Here is a 25,758-nt window from a genome sequence, read left to right on the forward strand (position 1 = left end):
TTACATTTTCTACCCTTACAGGTAAAACTCTATTCGCTTCATTTTTCAATTTAACATTGGCAATGGGACTAAGTATTGTCCGTCCACTGTACGTTACTATCGTTTTTTATTGCAGCCTTTAGTAAATCGATTAAAGGTAAAGCACGGTGAGAAAGGCTAACATCAGGCGTTTCTTCGTTATCGTCAGTAAGCTCTTCTGATTCGGCGTGTTGCGTTGCTACTCCGAGCGCAGCCTCCAGGTTCGCAAGAGCTGCAGGGACATCTTTTGCTAGAATTGCACTGGGTACCGTGCCGCTATGCCCCATCATTTTTAGTAATTGCACTGCGATATCTCCGAACATAGTAATGTTGGCACCTGCTTGACTGGAAAAAATTATTAACATGATGATTTAACTCTTCGGGTTGTTCGAAAATGTAAGATAAGTGTACACCATACAACACCCTATACTTCAACTAACGAGTTTCACTGCATTGGGTTAAATACCTTCCTATCTGAAGTCTAAACATCGAGGTTATGAAAGGAATTATAAAAGGAATTATAAAGACACCCATGTTTAGGAGTTACCAAGACACCCATGTTAAGGAGTTACCAAGACACCCAGGAGGAGATACCAAGACACCCATGTTAAGGGAGGAGCTTCGATTAGCTTTAGTTGATAATCGCGCAGCGTTAGGCCGCAGGTTATAAGGAGTTCGTCCAAGTAGATTGAGTTATAAAAACTCGAGGAGTTACTAAGACACCCATGTTTAGGAGATACCAAGACACCGAGATACCAAGACACCCATGTTAAGGGGGGGAGCTTCGATTAGCTTTAGTTGATAATCGCGCAGCGTGAGGCCGCAGGTTATAAGGAGTTCGTCCAAGTAGATTGAGTTATAAAAATTCGTGAGCAACCACAAAATTAAGAAGTGTGCTTTAACCTAATGGCTATGCACCTTGTATGATTGCTACCTTGTGCTATACCTTAATTTACTTTTAGTATCGGTTAACTCAAACGCTCATATAAATTTTATTCAGTAAGGGAATACATAATGAATCACTTTATCTCTTTAGCCGTTTTAGTCACTTTGTCTGCGCCATTCAATCTTAGTGCTAAAGATACGCATGTTCTTCAACGACTCCAAAGCGTGAAAAAAGAATTAAAAGAAGGGGAGTCGCATAATTACTTTATCAAGGCGGCAGAAAATCACTTTATTTTTGGAGAAGTTGAGCAAGACACAATCGATGTGAAAATTCAGTTATTTGACCCTAAAGGGACAGAAATTAAGGCCTACAATAGCACTGAAATTGGTAGTGAGCCTTTTACATTAGATACTAAAAAGGCTGGCGATTATAAAGTCGTTGTCAGATCGTTTGATGAAAGTACCGCTGGCCGTTACTCAATACAATTAGTTCGTAATGAGGCCATCCCTGAGGACCCTGATAAACGCCTCGAACAATTACTCAGCCCATACGATAAGGAAGCGACTCCTGGTGGGGTCATTGGTGTGTTTGAAAAGGGGCAGACTACCCACGTTCATTCTGCAGGTATGGCAAATATTGCCCATGGCGTTGCATTTACCCCCGACATGCCAACCAATATTGGTTCTGTTTCAAAGCAGTTTACTGGGATGGCGATGCTACTACTTGAACAGCAAGGAAAGTTAAGCTTAGACGATAATCTTCGGCAGTATTTTCCGGAACTGCCAGATTTTAGCGCAGACATTACCATCAGAAACCTTCTTACACATACCTCGGGTTTACGTGAAATATTTGATTTTTTAGGGATGCGGGGGTGGACGGGCGAAGAATTCATAGACAAGCATCAAGCTATCGAAATAGTGAAAAAGCAAGCAAAGTTACAATCCGCGCCTGGCGAGAAAATGAATTATAACAACACAGGCTTTATTTTAATGGCACTGCTTGTTGAACGCGTTAGTGGACAGCCATTTTCAGACTGGATGCAGGCAAATATTTTTGAGCCACTCCACATGAAAAACACTTATGTAAGACGGGATCCTGGCCATATTATCCCAAATGGGGTTCAAGGATACGATAATGATAAAAATGGCTTTCGAGAAGCTGGAGATTTGTATTCCGCACCGGGAGCCGGTGGTATTTATACTACTGTTGCTGATATGGCAAAGTGGTCGCAGAATTACATCACTGGCGAGCTGGGTGGAAAGGAGCTGATCACTAAATTAACGACGCCTGGCGTACTTAATAACGGTGAACCGCAAACTTATGCATTAGGTTTGGGCGTCGAAGATTATAAGGGATTATTACGCTACGAACACGGTGGTGCTGATATGGCGCATTATACTAACTATGCATTCTTTCCCAAACTTGAAAAAGGGGTGTTTTTAAACACCAATAATACAGCTTTTAACATGGCTATGTGGAATCAAGTCGTTGACTTGTTTTTTGGCAAGGATTTTACCGAGTCATCGAAAGAAATTGATAATCAAGAAGATATAAGCAGTCTTAGTTTATCCCCAGAATATTTAGCGCAGTTAGCAGGGAAGTTCAAATCAGAATTGCTCGGAATGACTGTGGAGATAATGGTTTCAGACTTACAGCTTAAAATGGTCTTTGACGATAGTAACGCCATGCCCATGATAGCGCTCTCTGAAACGGAGTTTGCGGTGAGCGATGGACAATTCAATGTGCGCTATTCGATGAAAAATGAAAAAATAAGTGGCATCTCCATTAAACCCGGTCTCAGTTCGGATCGTTACGAGTTCACAAAACTCGACATATTTGAACCTACAAAAAAGCAATTGGCTGACTATACAGGTAAGTACTTTTCGAATGAGTTAGAGGTACTTTACACCATCGGCATGAATGAAGAGGATAGCCTCACGCTAAAACTGTACAATCTCCCTGAATTGACCTTAGTTCCGTCGGAACCAGATGTGTTCAGCGAAACGACTACTATATACAGTGATTTGAGTTTCATTCGAGATGTAAGTGGCAAGGTAACTGGAATAAGCCTCAGTAATGGCCGTACCCAGGACGTGATGTTTGAGCGTATGTCCTTGTAAGTTTTTAGAGCGGTTGTATGGGAAGCTCAGCATGCACAGTTATTGGCAAATAACTTGGGGTGAATGAGTACTTTTCCCTACAAGCAGCTTGGCAGACGAGGTCGAAACCTATTCAACCATCAAGTTAGCTCTGGATCAGAGGGACTAAATTACCTATTTAATCGCTCTAGTCGATTTAATCTGGTTAGAGCGATTTTAGCCTTGGCATAGCCTCTTTCTGCCGATTCTTGATACCAGCGTTTTGCTGTAGCGCGATCTTGAGCCACGCCTTTTCCGGCCTCATAGCTGAGCCCTAATTGGTACTGGGGAATGGCATCGCCTTGCTCTGCTGCCTTGAGCCACCACTTTACCGCTAACTCATGGTTTTGTTCAATTCCCGCTGCGAAAGCATAAGCGTTTCCTAAATTATGTTGTGCCAATGTGTTACCCAGTTTGGCTGCTCGTCGATACCATTCAACGGCTTCTTGTGAGTTCTCATTTTTCCCTAGCCCTTCGGCATAAGCGGTTCCCATCAAAAATATGGCCTCGGGAACCTGTTGCTCAGCTAATTCTTCTACTTTAGAAATCACACTCTTAGCAATTTCCTTTGCCTTGTCTTTATCTGCTGGATATCCCATTCTGCCGGTTGAATACACTCTTGCTATCCACATAACCGCTAGTGGATCTTTGGTCAAAGCTGCGGTCTCTAGCAGTGTTTTAGCCTTGCCATCATCCACTTTTCCCGTGGCACCTATGTACCATTTAATTGACTCATCTAAATTAGGGTCAATTTCATATTGCTGTGCAGCATGAGTGCGGAATGAAACAGCAATGAAAAGCACAATGAGTAATGAAAGTGATCGAAGAATAGATAATTGAAAGTAGTTTTTCATTTTACTCCTAAGGCTTATGCTTTAATGATTGAATTGTGATGGTTGAGTTGAAAATTAAACTCTGACGAATTGTGGATTGGCAGATTGTTCAACTTATTTTTAGAGTACAAGTTAATAAAGCGCGGCTCAATATACTTTTTAAAATTGAGACGGTTTGTGACCAGAAAAGAAAGAGTACGAAGGTTAGTGTTAGATAATTACCGCCCTTGTTGCGCTATGTAAACAAAGGCGGCAATGGTAAACCTTTAGCTGATTGGCTCAGCCAAAGGTTGATTCGGATTTAGAATGACGCTTTTACTGCAAGTCTTGCGGTTGCACCATCACCAATAGTAACGTTATTCGTGCCGCCACCAGCTAAGTAATCTTTATCCAAAAGGTTTTCAATGTTCAAACGAAAATCAACATCTTTACCCATTAGGTTTGCGCGGTATGTAGCACCTACATCGACTCTGGCATATGAATCTTTAGTGACCGTATTCGCATTGTCGGCGAAACGCTCACCTTGATAGAAAATACCCGCATTAAGCGCTAGTTTTTCAGATAATTCGTAACGTGACCATATGGAAGCCGACCATTTAGGGGCATCTGCAGGAGTGTTACCTTGATAGGTTTCATCTACTTCATACTCTGCATGCAAGTACATCGCTGATGTCATTACAAACCACTTGTCGGTAACGGCACCTTGTGCGGATATTTCAAACCCTTTATGGGTTTGTAAACCAGACTGAGTGGTAACAGTCTCATAATCTGGATCGTCATTTAATTGTTCAGAAATGAGTGTTCCCGATTTTTCAATATTGAAAATGGCAGTATTTAATAATAGACGATCTGATACTTCCCATTTAGCACCTATCTCAATTTGTTTAGAGGTAGTTGCATCGATTTCCATACCAAAGTTTCTATCTAATTCATCTTCAATAGTTTCACTTGATTGTGGTTCAAAACCTTCAGAATAGTTCACATAAATAGTGCTGTTTTCTACAGGGTGATAAAGCACACCAACTTTAGGTAATAATGATTCGTTGTCTGCACCTTCACGATTTTGCTTGTCGTAACGACCACCAATAGCTACTTGCCATTGTTCATTTAAGGTCATTAAGTCTTGGAAATAAACGCCATAATAATCATATTCAGTGGTGCTTAACGTTGTATCTCTGTGATAATCAAGGTCTGGAACCGTTGGTTCAACTTCACCTGGAGTAAAAGTGATTGAATCACCTCTTTCGATTAATTGACCGTAATAATAATCAAGACCGTTAGCACCAAACAATAGGTTATGTTCAATACCACCGAAGGTGAATTCACCATTTAAATCTATAAAGGCGGTTTTAAACTGCCAATCATCAAAACGATCATAAGGATTGGAAGTATAGCTATCACCCTGTTGATAACCAGAAGGTAAGGAAGGTGAAGATTCAAAACGCTGACGTTCAAATGTCTGTTCGTTATAACCAAGTTTCACTTGCCATTCCGGGGTAAAGAAATAAGTTACTTTAGCGCCGATATTTTCTACTGTTATATCAGTAAATGCCCATGAAAAGTCATTAATGGTGTGCTTCTCACTGACGATATCACCATTGCTATCTAGCCAAGCGCCTGTATCTAAACCAGCTTTATCATTAGTGCGGTCATAGTAGGCACTTATCACTAAGTCGTCGCTGAACTTGTGCTCTAGGGCAAGAGAGCCCAAAAAGCGATCTCGTTCACGGGTTTCACCGTTTTGATATTCGCGATCAAAATTAACGTCTTGTTTAACCACAACTGCACGGTAAGTTGTGTCAGCCGTGATTTCGCCACCGGCATCAAGCATAAAGCGAGTTGAACCCTGTTGATCGGTATCCGCGCTTATTTCTAACAAGCGTGTATTGGTGGGCTTTTTGGTAACCATGTTAATTAAGCCGCCCGGTGCAGATTGGCCATATAGAATACTTGAAGGCCCTTTGATAACTTCGACACGGGATAAGGTTTCAATGGGTTGTTGGTAATGGGACCAATGCTGATGGCCGTCACGTAAATAACCGGTAGATGAACTTAATTCAAAACCTCTGGAGCTAAAGACTTCACGATTTCTTTGTTTAGTTCCTGGTGACAAACTTGCGTCATTGTGCAGTACTTCACCGAGTGTCGTGGCTAACTGTTCATTGATAATCGTATCAGGAATTACGGTTACTGCTTGGGCTGTTTCTAGTAACGGAATGTTGCTACGCATGGCACCAGATGCATCTTGCACCTGATAATCATTAAAATATGTTCCATTTACACTAATGACCTCAAGGTCTTTTTCACTATCGCTGGAATCTGGTGTTTGAGCGGCACTTGAAAGAGACATTAGTCCTAAACTAACACCAACAAAAATCTGGTTAAACTGCATGGAAAGCCCTGAAATTATTTAAACTAAATTACGTGGAAGAGGATGTTAACACAAACGCGAATGATATCAATTCCTATTTGGAGGTTTTAAATAAATATAAAGGAATGAAAAAATATAAGGAAAATACACAGAAACAGTGGCGTTGGAGACAAAGGATTCAAAAAATCACTATCATTGCGTTGGGTTTGACAAAGTTGGATTCTTCATACGTTGAATAATCAAACTGCTAATAACGGCTTAATACCTTGAATTTGGAAAAGCACAATAATCATTTATATGTATAGGGAGATTTAAGTTTGAGCAATTGTGTGATTCATTGCTCAGCGTGAATTTTTATTAACGACAAGGCGGGGCTATTCTCTTTTATGATAGAGATTTAGGCCGATTAACTAGGCGTAATACATTATCAGTTGAATCACTACCATTACCACTAATAAGGGTAATATCCAGCGACTCATTTTAGACATTTGTTCACTAGACAATCTAAAGTTGGAACGTTCAAGTAACGGAATGACAACCAAAAGACTAATAAACAAAACACCCAATATAATTAAAACTGTCAATTTTCACTCCTGTTTGTGCCAACTTAAATTGCAATGCATAAGCAATTTTCAAGCGACTGTTGTTGACTTTAGCTCAAGGCGTCAATTCATACATACAAATATGGGGGGAGCGCTGCTAAATTCAAGCTAAATGAAACCGCAGGCTACAGCTTCTTCAGTCAACCGTCATTGGCAATCTACATTAACAACTTTTGGATTAGCTAATTTACTTTTTTTTCTTTGGGGCATACGACATACTTGCGCCAACTTAATTTTAGGTACAACAACGATGTCATGGTAAAACGAAGTATTTTGACACTGGTTAGCGTCTCGATAGTCATTGCAGCAATATTAATTGGCTCATCTATTCATACTCTTTACAGTAAAAAACACATTAATATTGACCCAAAGTTGCATGAAATTTCAGGGATAGAAATTGATAAAAGAAATCGTTTGTGGGCGATCAATGATAGTGGCGACGATCCTAAGCTCTATCAAATAAACACAGACGGTTCTATTGCCAAAGAAATATTAGTGACTAACGCTAAAAATATAGATTGGGAAGACATGACTCAAAATAGTTTTGGGCATTTTTTTCTTGGTGATTTTGGTAATAACGACAATTCACGCAGATGGCTAACTATCTATAAAATAGAAAATCCCATTGATATTAAAGGCAATACCACTGAAGCGGAAATTATTAAGTTTACCTATCCTGAGTTAGATGAAAATCCTGTCACGCCAGATAAGAGGAACTACGATTTAGAAGCTTTTGTTGAATTTGATAGGCATCTGTATTTGTTCACTAAGAATAGAACCGAACCTTTTGATGGTATTACAAATGTTTACAAGGTCGGTGATCATGCAGCTAACTTTGATGCTGAATTAATTGGTTCATTTAAAACCTGTACCACAATGGGCAAGTTATGTTGGATTACATCTGCCGCGTTAAGCCCTAACCGCAAACAGTTAGCCCTATTAGATTCAACTAGCATTTGGCTATTTGAAAACTTCGAGGGTGATAAGTTTTTTGACGGTGATGTGTCGCGCATCGACTTAGGTATTGTGACCCAAAAAGAAGCTATCACATTCTTGGATGACAATAGCATAGTGTTCACAGATGAATCATTTCGTGGTATCGGCGGAAATGCTTACGTTATTAAATTGGATGAAGTCTCAAAAATATCAATTCGTCACCGCATTAAAAAAGTCGCTAGTGACGTAAACGATTAAATTGCTTAGCAATATAAAACCTAGCCAAGCCAAACTATCAAAGTTGGTTTAGCTAGGCTCGCAATTACTATTTGGTCACTAACTTGTTTTAAAGAAACCGACTTCTTTATTTAGTTTTTCCGCGAGTTTATCTAAAGCAATGGTTGCTGCGTTATTCTGCTCTAACGAATAAACGGTTTTTTTGTTGATTTCATCAATTTGAGCGACAACCTCATTTATTGTGCCAATTATGACAACTTGGTCAGAAGCCGTATCTGCCACTATGGTCGCATTATTAAATGAATTGTTCGCATTTTCTTCAATTTCTTGCAGTAAATCCATGGCATTGTGCGTCTTGGTTTGACCATCTTGTACCTTGGGCAACGTATTTTGCATGACAGTTACTGCTGTGGAAGTTTCTTGTTGCACTTCTTCAATGGTCGATTGAATTTCACTGGTTGCTTCTCCTGTGCGCAAGGCTAACTGTCTTACTTCATCTGCAACCACTGCGAAACCGCGTCCAGATTCACCAGCTCGAGCCGCTTCTATGGCTGCGTTGAGCGCTAAAAGGTTAGTCTGATCTGAAATACTGTTAATCACATTGGTAATGCCACCAATCTGATTGGTTAACGCCTCTAATTTACTAATTTGTTCCACCGCTTGGGCCACTGTGGTTGCGACGTTTTGCATGGCATCGACACTCAATGCCATGGAATCGATTCCATTGCTCGCACGTTCCACCATACGTTTCGCATTAACTTTGTTTTTAGATGCGGTTTCAGACACAAAAACGATATTTTCTTTAATGTCACTCAAACGAGTACGAGTGCTCACGGTGAGTTGATCTTGTTCTTGGGCGAGTAACACTATCTCTTTCGAGCCTTGGGTAACCAATGTGGATTGTTGTTTTAAATCGTGAGATGCCGCCGCAATTTCAAGTACTGTATTGCGCAGTCTTTCCTGCATTTTTGACATCGTTGCCAACATGCTATGGTCATGCTTAGTACTGAATGATTGAGCCAAATTCCCTTGCGCAATTTGAGACAGGGATTCTGCTGCAACCGCAGGTTCTGCGCCAAGTGACGCTTTAAAGCTATTGGCGATAACATAGGCGACTAAAATGGAAAGTATTAACGCACTAAAGGTTAACACCAACATGGTAGTTTTAAAGCTAGCGGCGTTTTCTAAAATCTGATTGGTAGCAGCAACGTTTTTGCTTTCTTGCAAATCGATAAACGAATTAATCGTATCGAGCCATTGAACGAAGAGTTGGCTACCACCATTTCTTAGCAGCGACAAACCATCGTCGCTCGACTGACCTGTTTTGGCCTTTATCACTTGTTGTATCAGGCGTTCTGTTTGTTGTTGGAGATTATCGAGTTGTTGCAAAATCGATGTTTCTTGGCTGCTAAAAATAGTTCCCGCTGCTTGCATTGCTTGCATTTTATCACTGGATGAGCGGTAAAATTCGGTTAACCTATTAATATCGTCTATATGAACCTTAACATTCGCAGGGCTTTGAGCTGTGGCTAAATCGCGAATCGCAATGGCACGATCATGGACACTTCCGCGAAAGTTAATTGCGTGCCTTTGTTTTACCACATTAATGTTTGTCATTGTGGTGAGCGTGCTACCGATCATATTGACTCGATAAATGCCTACCATGGTAAGTATCACCATAAGTAAAGTGACAATACTAAAACCAATAAGCAAACGTTTATTTATACTAAAGTTATTCAACATATCCATTATCTTTCCAGTTCAAAGTTGGGCGACTTAGCCATCCAAAGGTTTTGTTTTTTCTATTGGCTTTGTATCTAATCGTGCCACGCTACTTGAGTACATCGATACACAAAATGGCACAATATAAGTAAGGATTACCTTGAACCAAATTATTTCTGCTTCGCCTAAAAACGCCTCTCCTTGATTGATTAACGTTAGTATTGTTCCTACCACTATACTAATAAAAATTGCTGTCTTAAGTTGTTTTGCCGTAAACACCGTTGTCACCTTCTGTAGTAAACTGTGTTGTAGAGTTGCCGCCTTCAATTTTTTGAAAACTCCTATGCAATGGGTTCTTAAAAACCAAGTGTATAGGGCGATATCGATGATATTGTTAAACAACTTGTTGAATCGCATCTCGTTGTGTTTTATCAATCGCTAGTTTAAGAACAATGTTATCGGCGAAAACTTTCACTTTGTTATGTTTAAAATTTTCCGCAACTCGGGAATTTAAGCCTGACAAATACTCATTGTAGTTTAAATCAGGCGTTATTCTATTAGACTAAAGCAGTGAGTATTGCTCAACACAGTTCGAATTGAACAAGTAAGGATGATTAAAAGCCATAATCATAAGCAATTTAGAAAGTTATATTTGCTTGGAACCTATGGTTGAGGTTTAGGTCAGAATCTGCGGTTATTAAAATCTGTTACTTGGAAATCGTCTTATGTCTTACCGTTTAAGTTTTGTGATTCTACTTTTTTCGTTTGCTTTGTCAGCCTGTGCAGGCAAACCTGAGCGCCATCAAGAAGCAGAAGAAATATTCACTACCAAAATTCACGCTGATGGCTCGAAGCGCTTTGTTCTGGCGATATTGTATGAACAGGGTAAAGGCGAAGGTCGTGGCGGCGAAGGTAAGCCTGAGGGCAAAAGAGGGGGCGGCGAAGGTGGCCGTTCACGGCAAGGTAGAGGTGGCCGAGGTCAATCTGAGTCAACCCAAGATACTTCGCAAGTCAGTTCGATTCAGCGCAGTGAAGGCGGTTCTGATGAAGATAAACGAGAGGCCGTCTTGGAATTGTTAGACAAAAAATTAACCGAAACAGGTTATTGTCGACATGGTTTCATTGAACTGGACTTTTCACAAATGCGCAGCAAAACTGAAATAGTCGGTGAGTGTCAGGAAAGTGCCTCACAAGAAGATAAACAACGTTGGTAATAGTGCCCTGATATGCCTGTCATTGGCCATATCAACGTTTATCGAATTGCTTGTATGCTAAGTTAATATGCCTGATAGTATGGAACTGATTACGTACAACAAATTACTTCCAACCAAGTTGTGGACCAAGCCTAGGAGGCATTATGAAATATTTGCTAATGACCATTATTGTGATGTTTAGTGGTATTGTGAATGCAGAAGATACCAGCATCGACAGTGATAGCATCTTAGTTACGGTGATCTTAAAACATCAACAAGACAAGAGTTTGACTGAACTGCAGGCCATCCAAGATAAAAACGAGTTTTGGCAATCATTTCCGCCCGAAGGTATGCAGATTGAATCTTGGTATGTGGCTATGGGCTTAGGCCAGGTTATTACTTTGCGTGTGTCACCCAAAGATTTGAGAACTTTAAATTTAGCAGTGGAAAAATCTGCATGGGGCTCGTTTACCACCGAGTTTTATCCGACCTACGAGTTTCAAGAGATAGCGAAAAAAATAAAAGCGAGTAAAGCCGAGCCGAAATGATGCATTAACTTTTTACATCGTTAAGCAAACTTTTCTATCATGCTAAACAGCTTTGCCTGCTCTATTGGTTTGGATAAATATTCATTCATTCCAGATGCAAAACACTTTTCACGTTCATCAGACATTGCGTTAGCAGTAAGCGCAATGATTGGAATTGAATTAACCGGTGCTGGTAGTTGTCGAATATGCTGTGTGGCTTGGTAGCCATCCATATTGGGCATCTGACAATCCATTAAAATGATTGAATACTCGTGCCCAAATTTGATGCCATGTTTGAGAATAGCAAGTGCTTCGATACCATCTTTCACAATGTCGAAAACGATGTGTCGTTGTTTTAACATTTCGCCGATCACCACTTGATTAATTTCGTTGTCTTCAACGATGAGTATTCGTAAGTGGCTTAGATCCATTTCTGTGGTCTGAACAGCAGAAGTGGTTGAGGTTAATTCACTGGCTTCAACTATCCCAAGGTTAATGCTTGCTTTGAATTTGCTACCTGCATCAGGGGTGCTTTCTACGCTAACGTCCCCTCCCATTAGTTGACATAATTTTCGGGTAATAGAAAGCCCTAAACCCGTCCCCCCAAACTTACGCGTGGTTGATGCATCCGCTTGATTAAAAGGTGAGAACAATTGCGCTAACTGTTCTTCATTTATACCCACACCTGAGTCTTCCACAAGAATCGTCAACATAGCGCGATTGTTGTCTTTCCGTGTTATTTGGGTCGTTATATCAACCTGCCCTTGATGAGTAAATTTTATAGCATTCGAGAGCAAATTAGAGCAAATTTGACGTAATCGCGTCGGGTCAGATACGGCAAAAACTTTATCGGTTAATTCAAACTTTCTTACTAACTTGATGGATTTGTCTTGCGCCCGTGGATTAAAGATTTCGACGCAATTATTGAGCAATTGATTGAGATCTATTGGCACTTCTTCGAGGGTTAACTTATCTGAGTCAATCTTGGTGAAATCCAAAATATCACTGATAATCCCCAGTAAAGAGGTTGCGCTATCCTTGGCCAATCCTAGAAATCGTTGTTGTTGAGAGTTAAGCGGAGAGCTCTCCAATATTTGTAACATGCCTAGAACACCATTAATCGGTGTGCGAATTTCGTGGCTCATATTGGCTAAAAATAAACTACGAGCTTCAAGTGCTAGTGAGAGTTCTTTATGCCTACTTTCCAATTCAACCCTATTGTTAACTTGCGCAGTAATATCTTGAAAAGCGCCGACTAATCTTACGCATTTGCCATTATCTAACTCTGCTTTACCCTTTACTGCTACCCATTTTTCAGTGCCTCTTTGGGTAATAATCTCAAACTCGCCAGAAAAGTGGCCACCCTTTTCTACGATGCCGTTGAGCAAAGAAGTTATTCGTCGCTGATTTTCACCAGGTTTATAAAAATCTAATCCGGATTCAATAGTTGGTTCAAAACCATCGTCTACTTCATGAATTTTTTTCGTTTCTGTAGACCAAAAAAGTTTTTCGCTTGCTAAATCCAGTTCCCACGCGCCGACATTTGCTACTTGGCCCATTTGCTCTAAGATATCTTGTTGACGCGCCATGGCTTTTTGCTGTGCTTGTAACAATTCGATCTTCTCATGACGAGCAATTTCATTCCCTATCCAATGTGAAAGTAATTCGATAAAGTCATGTTCTTCGTCGCTAAAAGGTTTTGAGCGAGGTGCGCTTGCTGAAAAATTAATGGTACCGAAACGTCTGCCTTCCACTATCAAAGGTGCACCTATATAACTTTCCAAACCAAAATTTGTATAACAAGGGTGCTGAGCAATACGGCTTTTTCCTGCATGATAGAATGACAGTGCTTGATTGGTTGCTAAAGTGTGCAAACAATAAGTTTCAGCTACATTGAAAGTGGTACCCGCAAGGAGTGAGTTATCTGGGGAAATCGCAAATCGAACCGTATAAATATCATCGTTTATTTCACTGATAATACCTAGTTCCAACTGAAAATAATCGGCACCCATTTTCAGCAGGGAAACCATTTTTTCAGAATCTGACAGCCTGTTATCTGAGGTGATTTGATACAACTGTTTTAGATTATGCACCACAATTTGTTTCCTTCTAAATTTAAACCAATAGTAGGCTTAAATTGAGCATTTAGCACTATGGAGTTTAGCTGAATTGAAAATCAATTTTCCTGATTTCCTGCACCCTACCGTTTTGATAAATAAGTTTCAAACTTTAATATACTCTAAACGGATTTTGTCCGGTTTTAGACCACTTTAAGTTTCAACCAGTTTAAAAAAGGGGGAGGAGTCTAGGATTCCAAAACAAGTTATAAAATTGGTTAATATAACAATCGTAAGTGTTGGTGTGCCAATAAATAACGGATGTATTTAATACCCATCACTTATTGGCATTAAATTGGCACTTTTGCGGCTTTCTCACAGGATTGGCGGAATTACGCCAATTAGGCGTGTTGACTATCTTTCTACTTATTTAAATCAGCTATTAATAGCCGTTATTAAACTCTATGTAGACGAAAGATTGAGTCGTTTTTCAACTATGATGGGCATATCTTTGCGCACAGCAGAAATACGAACTCGGACCTTTTGAGTATCATCAGATAGAGCTTGATATTTAAACGATTGATTCCCTTTAATACGAGTCAAATACATCGTTGAGTTATCTAATAATTTAACACCTTTACTGCTTACCACTTCTGCTTTCACATTGTGGTAATCAGGATGGATATCATAACTAATAGTGAATACTCCGCCTTTAGCTGAGGCTTGGCTATCAGTTGAAAGGGTTACGTTCAGCGGCGCGTTTTGTGGCGGCCTAAAATGCTGCAACATCACAGGGTGCAATTCTGGTGACAAAGGCGGAAATTGGGGGATCTTACTCGTTCCATAATCGTGGTACTGACAGCTAAAGCTATATGCTGAGAATAGTACGCAACAGTACCCAAGAAAAAGCGATAATTTTTTCATCTTTATGCCTATATTGTTAGTTAAGTGAGGTTTTTACAATAATTTGTCTGGCAAAAACGCGATGACTGTCTATTAGTTAGAAAAAACGACAGTGTTTCAACGTTTGTATTGGAAAAAACTGGCTAAATATCAACCCGTACTCCCATGCTGGTTGAATAATAAACTAGCAAGATGTTCGCTTATCGGTCAAGTTATATCGACGAAGTGACCAACAACAGAGACTGTTGGACAAAATATCCCGCCCAATCATTTATCCTCAAGTTGGTAATCTAGTCTTTGATAAAAACCCTAAAACACATCATCGGCTATGTTAGTTATCGTTCTTTTGAGCTAAAGCAACGCTTCCAAATTTACAACTAAGGTGTTGATAGGCACTATCTTAGAAAACTGGTATTACGATATGACAAAATTTATATTTGGGTTGTAAATTCTGCTAACTATAATTTTAGAGTGATAAAAAATTGAACAGAAAAATTGCTTTGGGTCGTTGCTACAGTATTGGATTCCTTTCATTAATATTACTCTTATGCACTTCTGCACAGGCGGAAAGTAATCCGATTTATGATGAAATTGAATGGATAGAGTTAATGCCACAGAGCGATCTCGACGCATTACTTGATCCACCTGACTTTCTGAACGAAATAAAAGACGGTAGTGAGCTAGACTCTGTTCAAGCTCTATCTGGTATGAGCGAAAAGAGTGAAAATGTAGAACGCTTTCAACAAGCGTTAACGTCAACTCGTATTATTCAGAGTTTCGACAAAAAATCGATAAGAATTCCTGGGTTTATTGTTCCTCTGAGCTCTGATGATCAGAAACGTGTAGTGGAGTTTTTCATCGTTCCGTATTTTGGTGCATGTTTGCATATGCCGCCACCGCCACCAAATCAAATCATTTACGGTAAATTTAGTAAGGGAATTAAGCTTACTCAGTTAGATGTGGCGTTTTGGTTTGAAGGTGTCATTAATATTGAAACCAATAGCAACGAAACAGGGACATCTGCTTATGCAATGACCTTGGATAATATTGAAATATATGACTGATAATTCAATCGCCAAAATAACTCTGGTTGAAAACTAAAGTATCTTGTATGTGATATCGCAGTTAAAACAGTCTTGAAAATGTCAGTATTTGCCCATCGTAAATTTGCAATTAGCATATTGTTTTGTGCCGGTTTGGGACTATTGGTTGGGCGTTTGGGTGCTGATTCTTGGCCATCCGTGAAGAATGTATTTTTTACAACGCCCCAACTGTATTTCACATCTAATAAACTGCTTCAAGAACATTACCAAAAAGCTAAAGTGATGCCCTTAGATTGGGCATCACTTTTGCCTGAAAATGAACTGGATGTGATTGCCCGGTATCAGGCAAATAAACCAGATAAAAATATTGATATGAAGTCGCAAATATTACTTTCAATCGAAGCTGCGACGGATCCTGAATACAAAGCAGCTCTGCAATCGATTAACACGGTAAATACTTTCGAAAATCACATGGTCGCTATATCGGGTTTCATCGTTCCGATCGATTTTCATCCTGACAAAACGGTGAAGAACATGTTTCTAGTTCCATACTTTGGGGCTTGTTTGCATTACCCCGCACCACCACCAAACCAGATTATTTTTGCCCGATTAGATGCAGGCTTTGCGCACTTAGAACTGAATCGAGCTTATACCCTGACGGGGCAAATTAAAATTGGATTATTTGAGGATCCTATGGGAACTTCAGCATACACACTAAATGTCATTTCTATTGTCGCTTTTAACGGCCAACCTGATGATTTTCGTAATCACTAATCTGCTAAGTTGAGTCAAGGTAAAAAATCTAAAGTCATAAGTAGACGTTTTTGGCCTCCGTTATACGGCGGGGAGCGATGGACTATTCCCGCTGACTGATTGCCAATCCATGCTTCACCTTTGAGAAGGGCAACATCACCAGTTTCGATGGTTTGTATATCTGCTTGATGACGGAAAAGACCTGAAACTTCATCCTCTAAGCCTTTACTACCATGGCCTAATTTATCCCTTTCTACCTTGTTATGCTCTAACCATTGAGTGCCCGGCCCTGCAAAGGTGGTTACTAATCTGCAAGGAACGCGATCAACGTGAAAGCGAGGGCACATAGGCGAATCAATTAAACGTAAACGCAAACCTACTTCATCAAGTTCAAATAATGTGCAGAATATATCTACTAATTCAGTTGTACAGTCTAAAAATGCATTGCCAATTTCTGTAGATTTTAATCCGTCACAAATATCGCCTTTAATATCTTTAGCTCGGATGAATGCAGATGTATTTAAGGATGTCGCTGTATCTAATAGATTTTCCACATCTGTGATTACCGCCTCGGATAAGCACCGTTTCCAGATTGCAATGTTGACATCTTGAGCATAAATGTCGGTCAAAGTGTTGATGTCTTGTGAGGACACTGAACGCCGAATTAAGGGATTTATTAGTTCTGGTTCTAAGGCTCTCGCTGTTGACATAGAAAGTTCTACCTTTACTTATTTTAGGATAATCAATCGAGTTTATAATTCATTTAAGAGGTTGCTTGGTAAGGTTGATAATTCGACTTCCTAAGACTTAAATTCTTAATGTGACCAAAACCGATTAACGCTGCGCCAGTAACAGAAGCAATCACTTCACCGGTCTCACCGAAAACATCGTGTCCAAGCACAGCTGCAAGGATTAATATGGTTATTCCTATTAATGCTGTGACTAGAACAGACAAACTACGTTGGTGCACATAACCAAATGCAATGGCAAATACACTGATGGGAACCACTGCATAAAGTAGCCAAATGTGAAAGTGTTCATCATCAACAATCGCGAAACTCGTCAAAGTCGGTAGCGCAATTAAAATTATCGGTGACAGTAGGCAATGAACAACACATAAAGTCGATATTGTAATTGCAGAGCGGTCAGCAAAAGTTAACAGTTTTTTTAACATCATATTAGTACCTGATTTTATTTTTAAAGGTGTTTGTTATCGCACTCTAATACTAAGTAAAAATAGATGTATTCGAGTTTAAGCTGGATGGCTTTAAAAGGTTCATGTTTAACGCCATTGCAATTGAGGTGCACTTGCAGTTATCAGCTTCGAACCCTGACCCAATTGCGTGCTCCATTGAACGTGTAAACTTTTTAGATTGTGGTATTGCTGTAGAATCGGAAAAGTCATTTCTGATATGGCTTGCTCGCATTCGAGTAAGTAAATAAATTCTAGATCGTGATGTTGCTTAGTTGGACTCTCATCCTGTCCAGTGGATGCCAAAGCACTTTGTGAATCGTTACGCTGAACACACGTTGAATCAAACTGAACAAGATTGTTAAAGTCTGTTCGTTTTTTCTCAAACTGGTCAACTAAATACTGCTGATGTTTATTTTCAGGGCTATGTTCAAAACCCAATATGTCTGAGGCGGGTAGTAAAAACTGTACTTGCCAGAGCTCATTTTCCTGAACAATAAAAACGCTGCCTTGTCCATGGACATGGTGTTGAGATTGCACATTACAAGCCCAGCTAGCTAGTATAAGGACTCCTAAAATGGATAATTTCATCTCTCCCCCCCATCTCGATTAAAGGTTGTTAGTTTGGTTATTGTTGAGATAATATAACATCACTTTATTAATTGATATAGTATAACGTATCAACATTTTGCTTTGTTGTTTAGTGCTCTTCGGGGCTTTTTGTCAATAAATATTATGACTGATGCTGAGATAACAATCTGTCAGCAAAGTGAAACACACTTTATGCTGCACAATAGCTAGACTTAGCACAATTAAGGTTGTGTACATGTTTATGCAATATTTTGGTGTTTGAATAAACCCAATACAGAATAATACTCACCAATATAATAGGAATTTTTATGCTTACCCGAAGACAGTTTAATCAAGGTTTTGTAGCCATGGCATTTGGTGGTCTTGCTACTCATTTACACGGTGGTGAGTTAACTCGTTATTTAACTGATGTGGCTAGCGGTAGCAATTCTCTAGGCGGTTTGGTTCCAGATCCTAAAGGCATAATTGATTTGCCGCCGGGATTTAGTTATCGAGCGATTTCACAATTGGGCGAGGTTATGAATGACGGCTTAACTGTGCCTGATCGTGCCGATGGCATGGGGTGTTTTATGGTGGATGAGGAACGTGTAGTGTTAGTTCGCAATCATGAACTCTCTCCTTCTAACGGCACAACCGGGCAGGCTCGTACAAGCGTAGATTCGGCAGCCGTTTATGATACCGATTCATCGGGCAATCCGTTGCCAGGTGGCACCAGTAATATTGTATACAACCTTAAAACACACCAAGTTGAATACCAGTGTATGTCGTTGCTTGGAACTATCCGAAATTGTTCTGGTGGTATTACTCCTTGGGGAAGCTGGTTAACCTGTGAAGAATCCGTTGCCACTGCATCTGCTAAAATTAACAAAAATCATGGTTACGTGTTTGAAGTGCCGTCTCAAGCAAGACAATTGGTTAAACCAGATCCGATAAAAGCCATGGGGAGGTTTAATCATGAAGCAGCATGTGTGGATCCTATAAGTGGAATTGTTTATTTAACAGAAGACCGCCCAGATAGTCTTTTCTATCGATATATACCAAATCAAAAAGGAGATTTAAAAGCGGGAGGTCAATTACAAGCTTTGGTAGTTCGAGGAGAGTCTAAATTTGATACCCGTAACTGGCAAGAATCGCGCATGCAGGTTAATCAACCTTATGCTTGTGAATGGATAGATCTGGATAATGTGGATAGCCCAGATGATGATTTACGGATACGCGGGTTTGCAAAAGGCGCTGCTCTATTTGCTCGCGGTGAAGGTATTCATTTTGGAACAGATGAAATGTACTTTTGTTGCACCAGTGGCGGCAAGGCAAAGCTTGGACAAATTATGCGTTATAAACCTTCACTTAAACAAGACCAGCAAACAGGCACTTTGACATTGTTTGTGGAAAGTTTAGACAAAGTCACTTTTAATTTTGGAGACAATATAACAGTCGCACCTAGCGGCCATTTAATTGTGTGTGAAGATCAATACTCAGACACGGTTAATAATCACCTAAAAGGGGTTACTCCCTCAGGTAAAGTCTACGACGTTGCTAAGGTGCGTTGGCAGACCGAGCCCGCTGGAGCTTGTTTTTCAGATGATGGTTCAGTGTTATTTGTAAATTTATATTCTCCTACTACCACGTTGGCTATAAGTGGTCCTTGGGCGTCACTTAATGCATAAAATCGAATACCTACCCACTAACATAATAACAGGCGCTTTAGGTGTTGGAAAAACCACACTTATTCAGTCTTTACTAAAACAAAAACCTAAAGAGCAACGATGGGCGGTGTTAGTTAATGAATTTGGTGAAGTGGGTGTCGACGGGGCACTTTTAACCAGTCCTGAAAAAAATGGTGTATTTATCAAAGAAGTACCTGGTGGCTGCATGTGTTGCACGTCAGGAGTGCCGATGAAAATAGCGTTGAATGTATTGCTGGCCAAAGCCAAACCACATCGTTTACTGATTGAGCCTACGGGCCTCGGTCATCCAAAAGAAGTGTTAGCCACGCTTACTTGTGCAGATTATCGAGACGTGCTGGACGTACATGCAACTCTAGGTTTAATCGATGCGCGCCGAATTCTGGATCAGCGTTGGCGTGCACACAAGACGTTCCAAGAGCAACTACAGACTGCTGATTATATAGTGGCAACCAAGTCGGATCTTTATGATCACGAATCTCAATCTTTATTGGCTAGTTATTTATCAGAAATTGGTGTTTCCACCACTCCAATTGTATATTCTGACAATGGCATTATTGACCCTATACTACTGTACAATAGGTCTCGACATGTAGAGAACATCTACGTTCATCAGCATAATCATCCTGCACATTCTATTTTGACTCCCTCGTTTGACACACCTAAAGTAGGCTCAATTAAAGTTGAAAATAGTGGTGAAGGATATTTTTCGTGTGGTTGGATTTGTGCCCATTCAGTCGTCTTCGATTATCAACAAATTATGGATACGTTAAGCGGCTTAGACGTGGAACGTTTAAAAGCCGTTTTTATTACCCAACAAGGTGCTTTGGGGTGTAACTATAGTGACGGTGTTTTACGGATCACCGAAATCGACAGTGCCAAAGATTCGCGCATTGAATTTTTAACCCAAGATAAGCAACTCGCCGAGCAAACTAGCAAAATATTAGAAACCTCGTTAGGTTTAAATTCGGTTTGTTCTAACACTTTTAGTTAATGCTGTATCTTAAGTTTCACTGTTTGATTGCTTTTTAATTAATTCGCCTTGTCTTCCGATGTATGAGGTTCTGGTTGTTTATTCATTCTCTGCAACTGATAGTTTCTTATATGGGCAAAGGCGATAATGCTCGAACCCAATACGGTTAAAGCAACTTCAGCATAGTTACCGAGTAAGTCATGGCTCAGCAGTGCTGTCACAATTAATAGTGTTAGCCCTAATGAAGCGAGCAAAAAGACTCTTCCGCTGCGATGATGGAAATAACCCATAATCAAAGCGATGACACTAATTGGCACTACCGCAAAGAGCAACCAACGGTGGAATAGCGCGTCATTGATGGCAAATAAGCCAGAAAGCGGAGGCATGATAATGAGTAAAATAGGGAAAAAAAGACAGTGAACTACACATAGGAGAGATAACCCCACCGCTACTTTATCGCTTATTTGTTGAATCTTAGTCATATAGATAGACCCCCAGATGAATTCTTTTTGTGCTTCTGTGAAGAGCAATCGTTGCAAATGCTATTTAGTTCAATTTGTGAACCTAAAATCGGAAAGCCAGCACTTTTCGCTTGTTCAGACAATGTTTTAATCAGGTCATTCGCCAATTCGATTTTTTTTATGCTCTGACAAGATTTACAAATCAAAAAAAGTGGAGGTTGGTGCTTCCACGGACCAAAAGTAGGGGCACAAATGATGTATTTGTTAATCGAATTAAGGCGATGAACTAGCTTCGCAGCTTCTAAAAATTCCAATATACGATAAACCGACATTGCGGTAATCGGTGCGCCGATTATAGAGTTATAGTGATCTGTTAATTCGTAAGCGGATACCGGCGTGTTTAGTTGGAATAACACTTCTAATACATGCTGGCGTTTTTCCGTTAGCTTACTACCCGATTCTTCACAAATTAACCTAGCTATTGAAATCAAATTTTTTGTTTCACTAGACTTCATAGTCTTTTTCCCTACCGACTTTTCGCAGTTTGAGACAGTTATTTCTAAATTAGCCACAAGGGCAGGTTTAGTTGAAATACGCTCGTTTGCGTCTGTCTATGCAAATTTCCGCACTAATATTTTTTCCAATTTATAGGATTGCCTTTGCTTTTGATACATTATAACATAACCGAATTGATTGAAACAGTATAACATAACATTGGAGAGTGAGATGTATAAAATATCGAGAATTGTGGCACTTGTTAGTGCGCTCATACCTGCGAGCGTCATGGCGCAATCTATCGAAGGGGTGGTTAAAAATAGTGATGGGAAGGCCGTTTCTGGTGCCCTTGTTAAGGTTGAAGGAACAAACGCCAAAACCCATACCGATAGCGACGGATATTTTGTAATTAACGATTTGAGAGCAGGAGTTAATGAATTTCATATCTCAGCTTCCGGTTTTGCTCACCTTCATCAAGACATCGTTTTGAATGCAGATGAAGTTACAGAATTGGCGTTAACTTTAATTCGTTCACCTATTGAGGTTATTGACGTAGTTGCGACTCCCATCCATATGTCGGTGATGGAATCAGCCTCTCCGATAAGCGTGCTTTCAGGTGAAACATTGCGTCGTCAACAAGCTTCCACCTTAGGTGATACCTTAGAGAAACTGCCAGGTGTTCAATCGAACTTTCACGGTAATGTTGCCAGTACCCCGATTATTCGAGGCTTGAGTGGGCCTCGGGTACTAATTGCACAAAATGGTTTAGACGTAAGTGATGTATCCAGAGTGGGTCCTGACCATTCAGTGGCCACTGAAGCTTCTACTTCGCAACAAATTGAAGTCCTGCGTGGACCTGCCACCTTATTTTACGGTAGTGGTGCAATTGGAGGTGTCGTCAATGTGGTTGATGGACGTGTTCCCACTGACAATTCCACGCAAGGTGAATGGTTGCTTGAAAGCAATTCCGCTGATGATAAAAAGCTCGCGAGCTTTAATCTCACCACAGGGTATGAGTCGTTTGGTTTTTACGCCGATGGTTATTGGCATGAATCTAATGATTACGAAGTGCCTGTAGAAGCTGAGATCGAAGAAGATGAACATGATCATGAAGAAGAAGAGGGTGGTGATTATGTTGTGGAAAACAGCGCTGAAAAATCAAATGGTTTCACTCTAGGCGCGAGTTATCTCTTAGATGATGGTTATGTAGGCGTTGCGGTTGAGCAATTTAACCGTGAATACGGTGTGCCCGGCCATTCACATGATGGTGACGTCAGTGTGTTTGCCGATCTAGAACAAACACGGGTGCAATTGCTCGGCGAATTAAATGTGCAATCACAGTGGATCAATAAAGTTAACCTTAGAGGTGCATTTACTGACTACGAGCATGCCGAGATAGAAAATGGCGAGGTGGGTACCTTATTCGAAAATGATACACATGAGCTCAAAGTAGACGTGATGCATAACCCATTCGTTGATTGGAATGGTGGTATCAGCTTTCATTATAAAAATAGCGAAGTTTCAGCTGTCGGTGAAGAGGCTTTCACTCCCCCTTCGAAGTCTGAGACCATTGCATTAGCTGTTATGGAAGAAAAACACTTCGCAGATGTGTTATTACAATTTGGTGCTCGAATAGAGCGTGTCACCATTGATGCCGATAACGTTTTACTTCCTGTTCTTGAAGCTCACGGGCACGACGAAGAAGAAGATGAACATGATCACGATCATGGCGATGAAGAAACCGCCACACGGGTTTTCGATGTTGCTCATAAGTTTACGCCAGTTAGTGTGTCTGCTGGTTTAGTTTGGGACTTCACCCCTGGTTATAATATTGGCCTTTCTGTTTCACGTTCAGAGCGTGCACCTTCAGCTGCAGAGCTGCTGTCTTTTGGCGCACATATAGGCACCAATAGCTATGAAGTGGGCGCTTTATTTGCGCTAGACGATGAAGAAATTGGGCTCTCTGGTGAAACCATTGACCTTGAAACTGCCAATAACATTGATTTGACACTGCGTAAGACTCAAGGTGATGTGGCATTCGTATTCAATGCTTTTTATAACCAAGTAGACAATTACTATTATCAAACCAATACCGGTCTTTATGTTGAAAGTAGTCATGACCATGATGAAGAAGAACACGATCATGATGCGGAAGAAGAAGAGCATACTGACGAGTTACCAGTATATATATTTGAAACCGATGACGTAGTCTTAAATGGTTTTGAAGTGCAAATAGCATGGCAGGCAACCGATACGTTTAAAGCCACTGTGTTCTCTGACTTTGTTCGCGCGCGATTAAAAGACGGTGGCAATTTACCCCGTACTTCACCACTTCGTTACGGCACGCAATTCGCCTACGTCGATGACAGCCTAACTGCCCACTTAGATGTGACCCGCTATCAAAGCCAAAACCATGTTTCAACGGATGAAACCACTACCGATGGTTACACCATGGTTGATGCAAGTGTTGCTTACGATATACCTGTGTCGAATCAAGACGTCACTGTGTATCTGAAAGGCACAAATTTGACCGATACCGAAGCGCGAGTACATACCTCATTTATTAAAGATATCGCCCCTCGCCCAGGACGTAGTTTCGCCGTGGGCATAAGAGGCAATTTCTAATTCGATAATCACTTTTCACACAATAAGGAATAAACAATGACAACCACACGCAAACTTTCTTTACTCGCTGCGACAATCAGCGCGCTACTGTTAACCGGCTGCGGTGATGCAGAAACGACCATTATTGAAAAAGAGTCGATTGAAGAAGTTGATGATTCAACGGAAGATGAGCATGATCACAGTGATGACGAATACCTAATTGAATCAATGGGCCGATTGGCAGTGTTATCTTCTGATAGCAATGCTGCCATATACGATTTAGATGATGGGGATGAGTTAGATTCGTTTTCATTAACCTATTCGTCGAGCACTCTAACTTCCTCTGCTGACTATCGTTATGCCGTAATTGCTAGTCGTTCTGATGATTATGTCGGTTTTATCGATAGCGGTATGTGGCGTGAGGATCATGGCGAGCATTTACATGATTACCAACAAGGTCCGGCGATGAGTGACTATCAAATCATTGGCAGTCGACCTACCCATATTATTAATCATGATGGCCAGATGGCAATTTTCTTTGATGGCGATGCAGACTCCAATACACCAGCTTCTATACAGGTTGCAACGGATACCGATATCAGTGGTGAGACAAGCCTACTGCCGACTCTGAGCTATGATATAAACATGCATGGTGCAGTTGAACCTAAAGGAGAGTATTTATTGGCAACTGTGCGTCGTGATGACGCAGAAAGTACCTCGGCGGCTAAAATATTACCTGACCAAGTTGCTTTGTATCATTTGCATGATGATGAATATGAACAAGAGCAGGTGCTTGATGTACTTTGTCCAGATTTGCATGGCAGCGCTATAAATGAAAGCTACGCTGTGTTTGGATGCAGTGACGGTATATTGGCCGCGCACGCACATGATGATGAATACGAAGCTGAAAAAATTGCCAATATTGATGTGTTGGACGGTTTGAGAATCGGCACTATTTATGGTCATGAAGAGAATGATACTTTTATCGGTATCGCTTCAGGCCACGATGCTGGTGAGGCAATTTTAATTAAAATTGCCCCTGCAGACAGTGAAATGGAAGCCCTTGAATGGCAACCAGAAAGCGATGCCAGTCCGGTTGCTTACGGGTTTTCCTATGAAGGGGATATGTTTTTGGTGTTGGACAGCCAAGGTTATTTGAATATCCTTAGTGCTCACGACCATGATGGCGAAACCCATTGGGAGCTTGAGCAAAGCCTTGATATCTCGGATGAAGATATTGCCGATATGCCTGATGGCATCAATTTCAGTATGACAATGGCACAAAATGGAAACTATGTGTATGTATCTGACCCCATTGCTCAACACGTTTTGCAAATTGATTTGGAAACTATCGAAGTTGTGAGTGATATTGAACTAGGCTTTGCCGCTTCCAGTATTGAATGGTTGGGTATCGCCGAAGAAGCGCACGATCACTAGTTATTGATTGTTGTCGACTTAGTTAGCCATGGAGAGGACTTTGATCCTCCCATGGTTATGTTTATTGGCTAAAAATCATTCGTATTATATCCACAGTTCGA

23 protein-coding genes are annotated in these 25,758 nt (G+C 40.5%); 10 read left to right on the forward strand and 13 right to left on the reverse strand.

The genetic code is table 11. The features are described from left to right. Positions 1-68 precede the first annotated feature (68 nt). Entirely contained in the window at positions 69-383 is a 315-nt protein-coding gene (locus Q4567_RS13250; RefSeq protein WP_216048652.1) for a DUF1840 domain-containing protein, read from the reverse strand. 649 nt (positions 384-1,032) lie between these two features. On the opposite strand from Q4567_RS13250, the gene Q4567_RS13255 reads away from it, so the two are divergent. Further along, a complete protein-coding gene (locus Q4567_RS13255) occupies positions 1,033-3,024 on the forward strand; it encodes a serine hydrolase (protein ID WP_303500700.1) in 1,992 nt (663 codons plus the stop codon). 149 nt (positions 3,025-3,173) lie between these two features. On the opposite strand, the gene Q4567_RS13260 is transcribed toward Q4567_RS13255, so the two are convergent. The 3 genes from Q4567_RS13260 to Q4567_RS13270 form a co-directional block, all read right to left on the reverse strand. Further along, a complete protein-coding gene (locus Q4567_RS13260; RefSeq protein WP_216048654.1) occupies positions 3,174-3,896 on the reverse strand; it encodes a tetratricopeptide repeat protein in 723 nt (240 codons plus the stop codon). A 280-nt stretch (positions 3,897-4,176) separates the two neighbouring features. Then, on the reverse strand, positions 4,177-6,267 hold the full coding sequence (locus Q4567_RS13265) for a TonB-dependent siderophore receptor (protein ID WP_303500701.1): 2,091 nt from the start codon (positions 6,265-6,267) through the stop codon (positions 4,177-4,179). Positions 6,268-6,656: 389 nt separating this feature from the next. Next, positions 6,657-6,830 carry a hypothetical protein gene (locus Q4567_RS13270; protein WP_216048656.1) on the reverse strand — a complete coding sequence of 58 codons (174 nt, stop codon included), beginning with the start codon at positions 6,828-6,830 and terminating at the stop codon, positions 6,657-6,659. Positions 6,831-7,103: 273 nt separating this feature from the next. Here Q4567_RS13270 and Q4567_RS13275 point away from each other — a divergent pair, with 273 nt between their 5' ends. Then, the gene (locus Q4567_RS13275; RefSeq protein WP_216048657.1) at positions 7,104-8,042 is read left to right on the forward strand and encodes a hypothetical protein; all 939 of its coding nucleotides are present in this window, start codon (positions 7,104-7,106) and stop codon (positions 8,040-8,042) included. A 78-nt stretch (positions 8,043-8,120) separates the two neighbouring features. On the opposite strand, the gene Q4567_RS13280 is transcribed toward Q4567_RS13275, so the two are convergent. Both Q4567_RS13280 and nrtS read right to left on the reverse strand, forming a co-directional pair. Continuing rightward, the gene (locus Q4567_RS13280) at positions 8,121-9,770 is read right to left on the reverse strand and encodes a methyl-accepting chemotaxis protein (protein WP_303500704.1); all 1,650 of its coding nucleotides are present in this window, start codon (positions 9,768-9,770) and stop codon (positions 8,121-8,123) included. A gap of 27 nt (positions 9,771-9,797) precedes the next feature. Further along, entirely contained in the window at positions 9,798-10,022 is a 225-nt protein-coding gene (nrtS, locus tag Q4567_RS13285; RefSeq protein WP_216048659.1) for a nitrate/nitrite transporter NrtS, read from the reverse strand. A 446-nt stretch (positions 10,023-10,468) separates the two neighbouring features. Between nrtS and Q4567_RS13290 the strand changes: the two genes are divergently transcribed. Both Q4567_RS13290 and Q4567_RS13295 read left to right on the forward strand, forming a co-directional pair. After that, positions 10,469-10,957, forward strand: a complete 489-nt coding sequence (locus Q4567_RS13290; RefSeq protein WP_303500705.1) for a hypothetical protein — start codon at positions 10,469-10,471, stop codon at positions 10,955-10,957. A 143-nt stretch (positions 10,958-11,100) separates the two neighbouring features. Continuing rightward, entirely contained in the window at positions 11,101-11,484 is a 384-nt protein-coding gene (locus Q4567_RS13295; protein WP_303500706.1) for a hypothetical protein, read from the forward strand. Positions 11,485-11,504: 20 nt separating this feature from the next. Here the strand turns inward: Q4567_RS13295 and Q4567_RS13300 are convergent, their stop codons facing one another. Then, positions 11,505-13,559 (reverse strand): ATP-binding protein, encoded by a 2,055-nt coding sequence (locus tag Q4567_RS13300; protein ID WP_303500707.1) that lies wholly within the window; start codon positions 13,557-13,559, stop codon positions 11,505-11,507. Positions 13,560-13,982: 423 nt separating this feature from the next. Next, entirely contained in the window at positions 13,983-14,444 is a 462-nt protein-coding gene (locus Q4567_RS13305; protein ID WP_216048662.1) for a hypothetical protein, read from the reverse strand. A gap of 461 nt (positions 14,445-14,905) precedes the next feature. Here Q4567_RS13305 and Q4567_RS13310 point away from each other — a divergent pair, with 461 nt between their 5' ends. Further along, a complete protein-coding gene (locus Q4567_RS13310; RefSeq protein ID WP_252729193.1) occupies positions 14,906-15,487 on the forward strand; it encodes a DUF3299 domain-containing protein in 582 nt (193 codons plus the stop codon). Positions 15,488-15,565: 78 nt separating this feature from the next. Then, positions 15,566-16,240: a DUF3299 domain-containing protein gene (locus Q4567_RS13315; protein WP_303500710.1), complete on the forward strand. Its 675-nt coding sequence runs from the start codon at positions 15,566-15,568 to the stop codon at positions 16,238-16,240. Between the two features lie 14 nt (positions 16,241-16,254). Here Q4567_RS13315 and Q4567_RS13320 read toward each other — a convergent pair whose 3' ends face one another. The 3 genes from Q4567_RS13320 to Q4567_RS13330 form a co-directional block, all read right to left on the reverse strand. Further along, positions 16,255-16,929, reverse strand: a complete 675-nt coding sequence (locus Q4567_RS13320) for a DUF1826 domain-containing protein (protein WP_252729195.1) — start codon at positions 16,927-16,929, stop codon at positions 16,255-16,257. 53 nt (positions 16,930-16,982) lie between these two features. Further along, positions 16,983-17,396: a MerC domain-containing protein gene (locus Q4567_RS13325; protein WP_303500712.1), complete on the reverse strand. Its 414-nt coding sequence runs from the start codon at positions 17,394-17,396 to the stop codon at positions 16,983-16,985. Positions 17,397-17,501: 105 nt separating this feature from the next. Further along, positions 17,502-18,002, reverse strand: a complete 501-nt coding sequence (locus Q4567_RS13330) for a DUF2796 domain-containing protein (protein WP_216048665.1) — start codon at positions 18,000-18,002, stop codon at positions 17,502-17,504. Positions 18,003-18,310: 308 nt separating this feature from the next. Between Q4567_RS13330 and Q4567_RS13335 the strand changes: the two genes are divergently transcribed. Continuing rightward, positions 18,311-19,669, forward strand: a complete 1,359-nt coding sequence (locus Q4567_RS13335) for an alkaline phosphatase PhoX (protein WP_303500715.1) — start codon at positions 18,311-18,313, stop codon at positions 19,667-19,669. Next, the gene (locus tag Q4567_RS13340) at positions 19,662-20,681 is read left to right on the forward strand and encodes a GTP-binding protein (protein WP_303500716.1); all 1,020 of its coding nucleotides are present in this window, start codon (positions 19,662-19,664) and stop codon (positions 20,679-20,681) included. Before Q4567_RS13335 ends, Q4567_RS13340 begins: the two co-directional genes overlap by 8 nt. Before the next feature lie 38 nt (positions 20,682-20,719). Here the strand turns inward: Q4567_RS13340 and Q4567_RS13345 are convergent, their stop codons facing one another. Both Q4567_RS13345 and Q4567_RS13350 read right to left on the reverse strand, forming a co-directional pair. Further along, positions 20,720-21,142 carry a MerC domain-containing protein gene (locus tag Q4567_RS13345; protein WP_303500717.1) on the reverse strand — a complete coding sequence of 141 codons (423 nt, stop codon included), beginning with the start codon at positions 21,140-21,142 and terminating at the stop codon, positions 20,720-20,722. Next, positions 21,139-21,636 (reverse strand): Fur family transcriptional regulator, encoded by a 498-nt coding sequence (locus Q4567_RS13350; RefSeq protein WP_216048669.1) that lies wholly within the window; start codon positions 21,634-21,636, stop codon positions 21,139-21,141. Before Q4567_RS13350 ends, Q4567_RS13345 begins: the two co-directional genes overlap by 4 nt. Positions 21,637-21,847: 211 nt before the next feature. On the opposite strand from Q4567_RS13350, the gene Q4567_RS13355 reads away from it, so the two are divergent. Together Q4567_RS13355 and Q4567_RS13360 are read left to right on the forward strand one after the other, a co-directional pair. After that, complete coding sequence (locus tag Q4567_RS13355; protein ID WP_303500718.1) at positions 21,848-24,241, forward strand: TonB-dependent receptor; 2,394 nt, start codon at positions 21,848-21,850, stop codon at positions 24,239-24,241. 36 nt (positions 24,242-24,277) lie between these two features. After that, complete coding sequence (locus Q4567_RS13360; protein WP_216048671.1) at positions 24,278-25,657, forward strand: 5-methyltetrahydrofolate--homocysteine methyltransferase; 1,380 nt, start codon at positions 24,278-24,280, stop codon at positions 25,655-25,657. Positions 25,658-25,758 lie beyond the last annotated feature (101 nt).

Source organism: Aliiglaciecola sp. 2_MG-2023 (assembly GCF_030548145.1).
In the GTDB taxonomy this organism is placed as follows: Bacteria; Pseudomonadota; Gammaproteobacteria; order Enterobacterales; family Alteromonadaceae; genus Aliiglaciecola; species Aliiglaciecola lipolytica_A.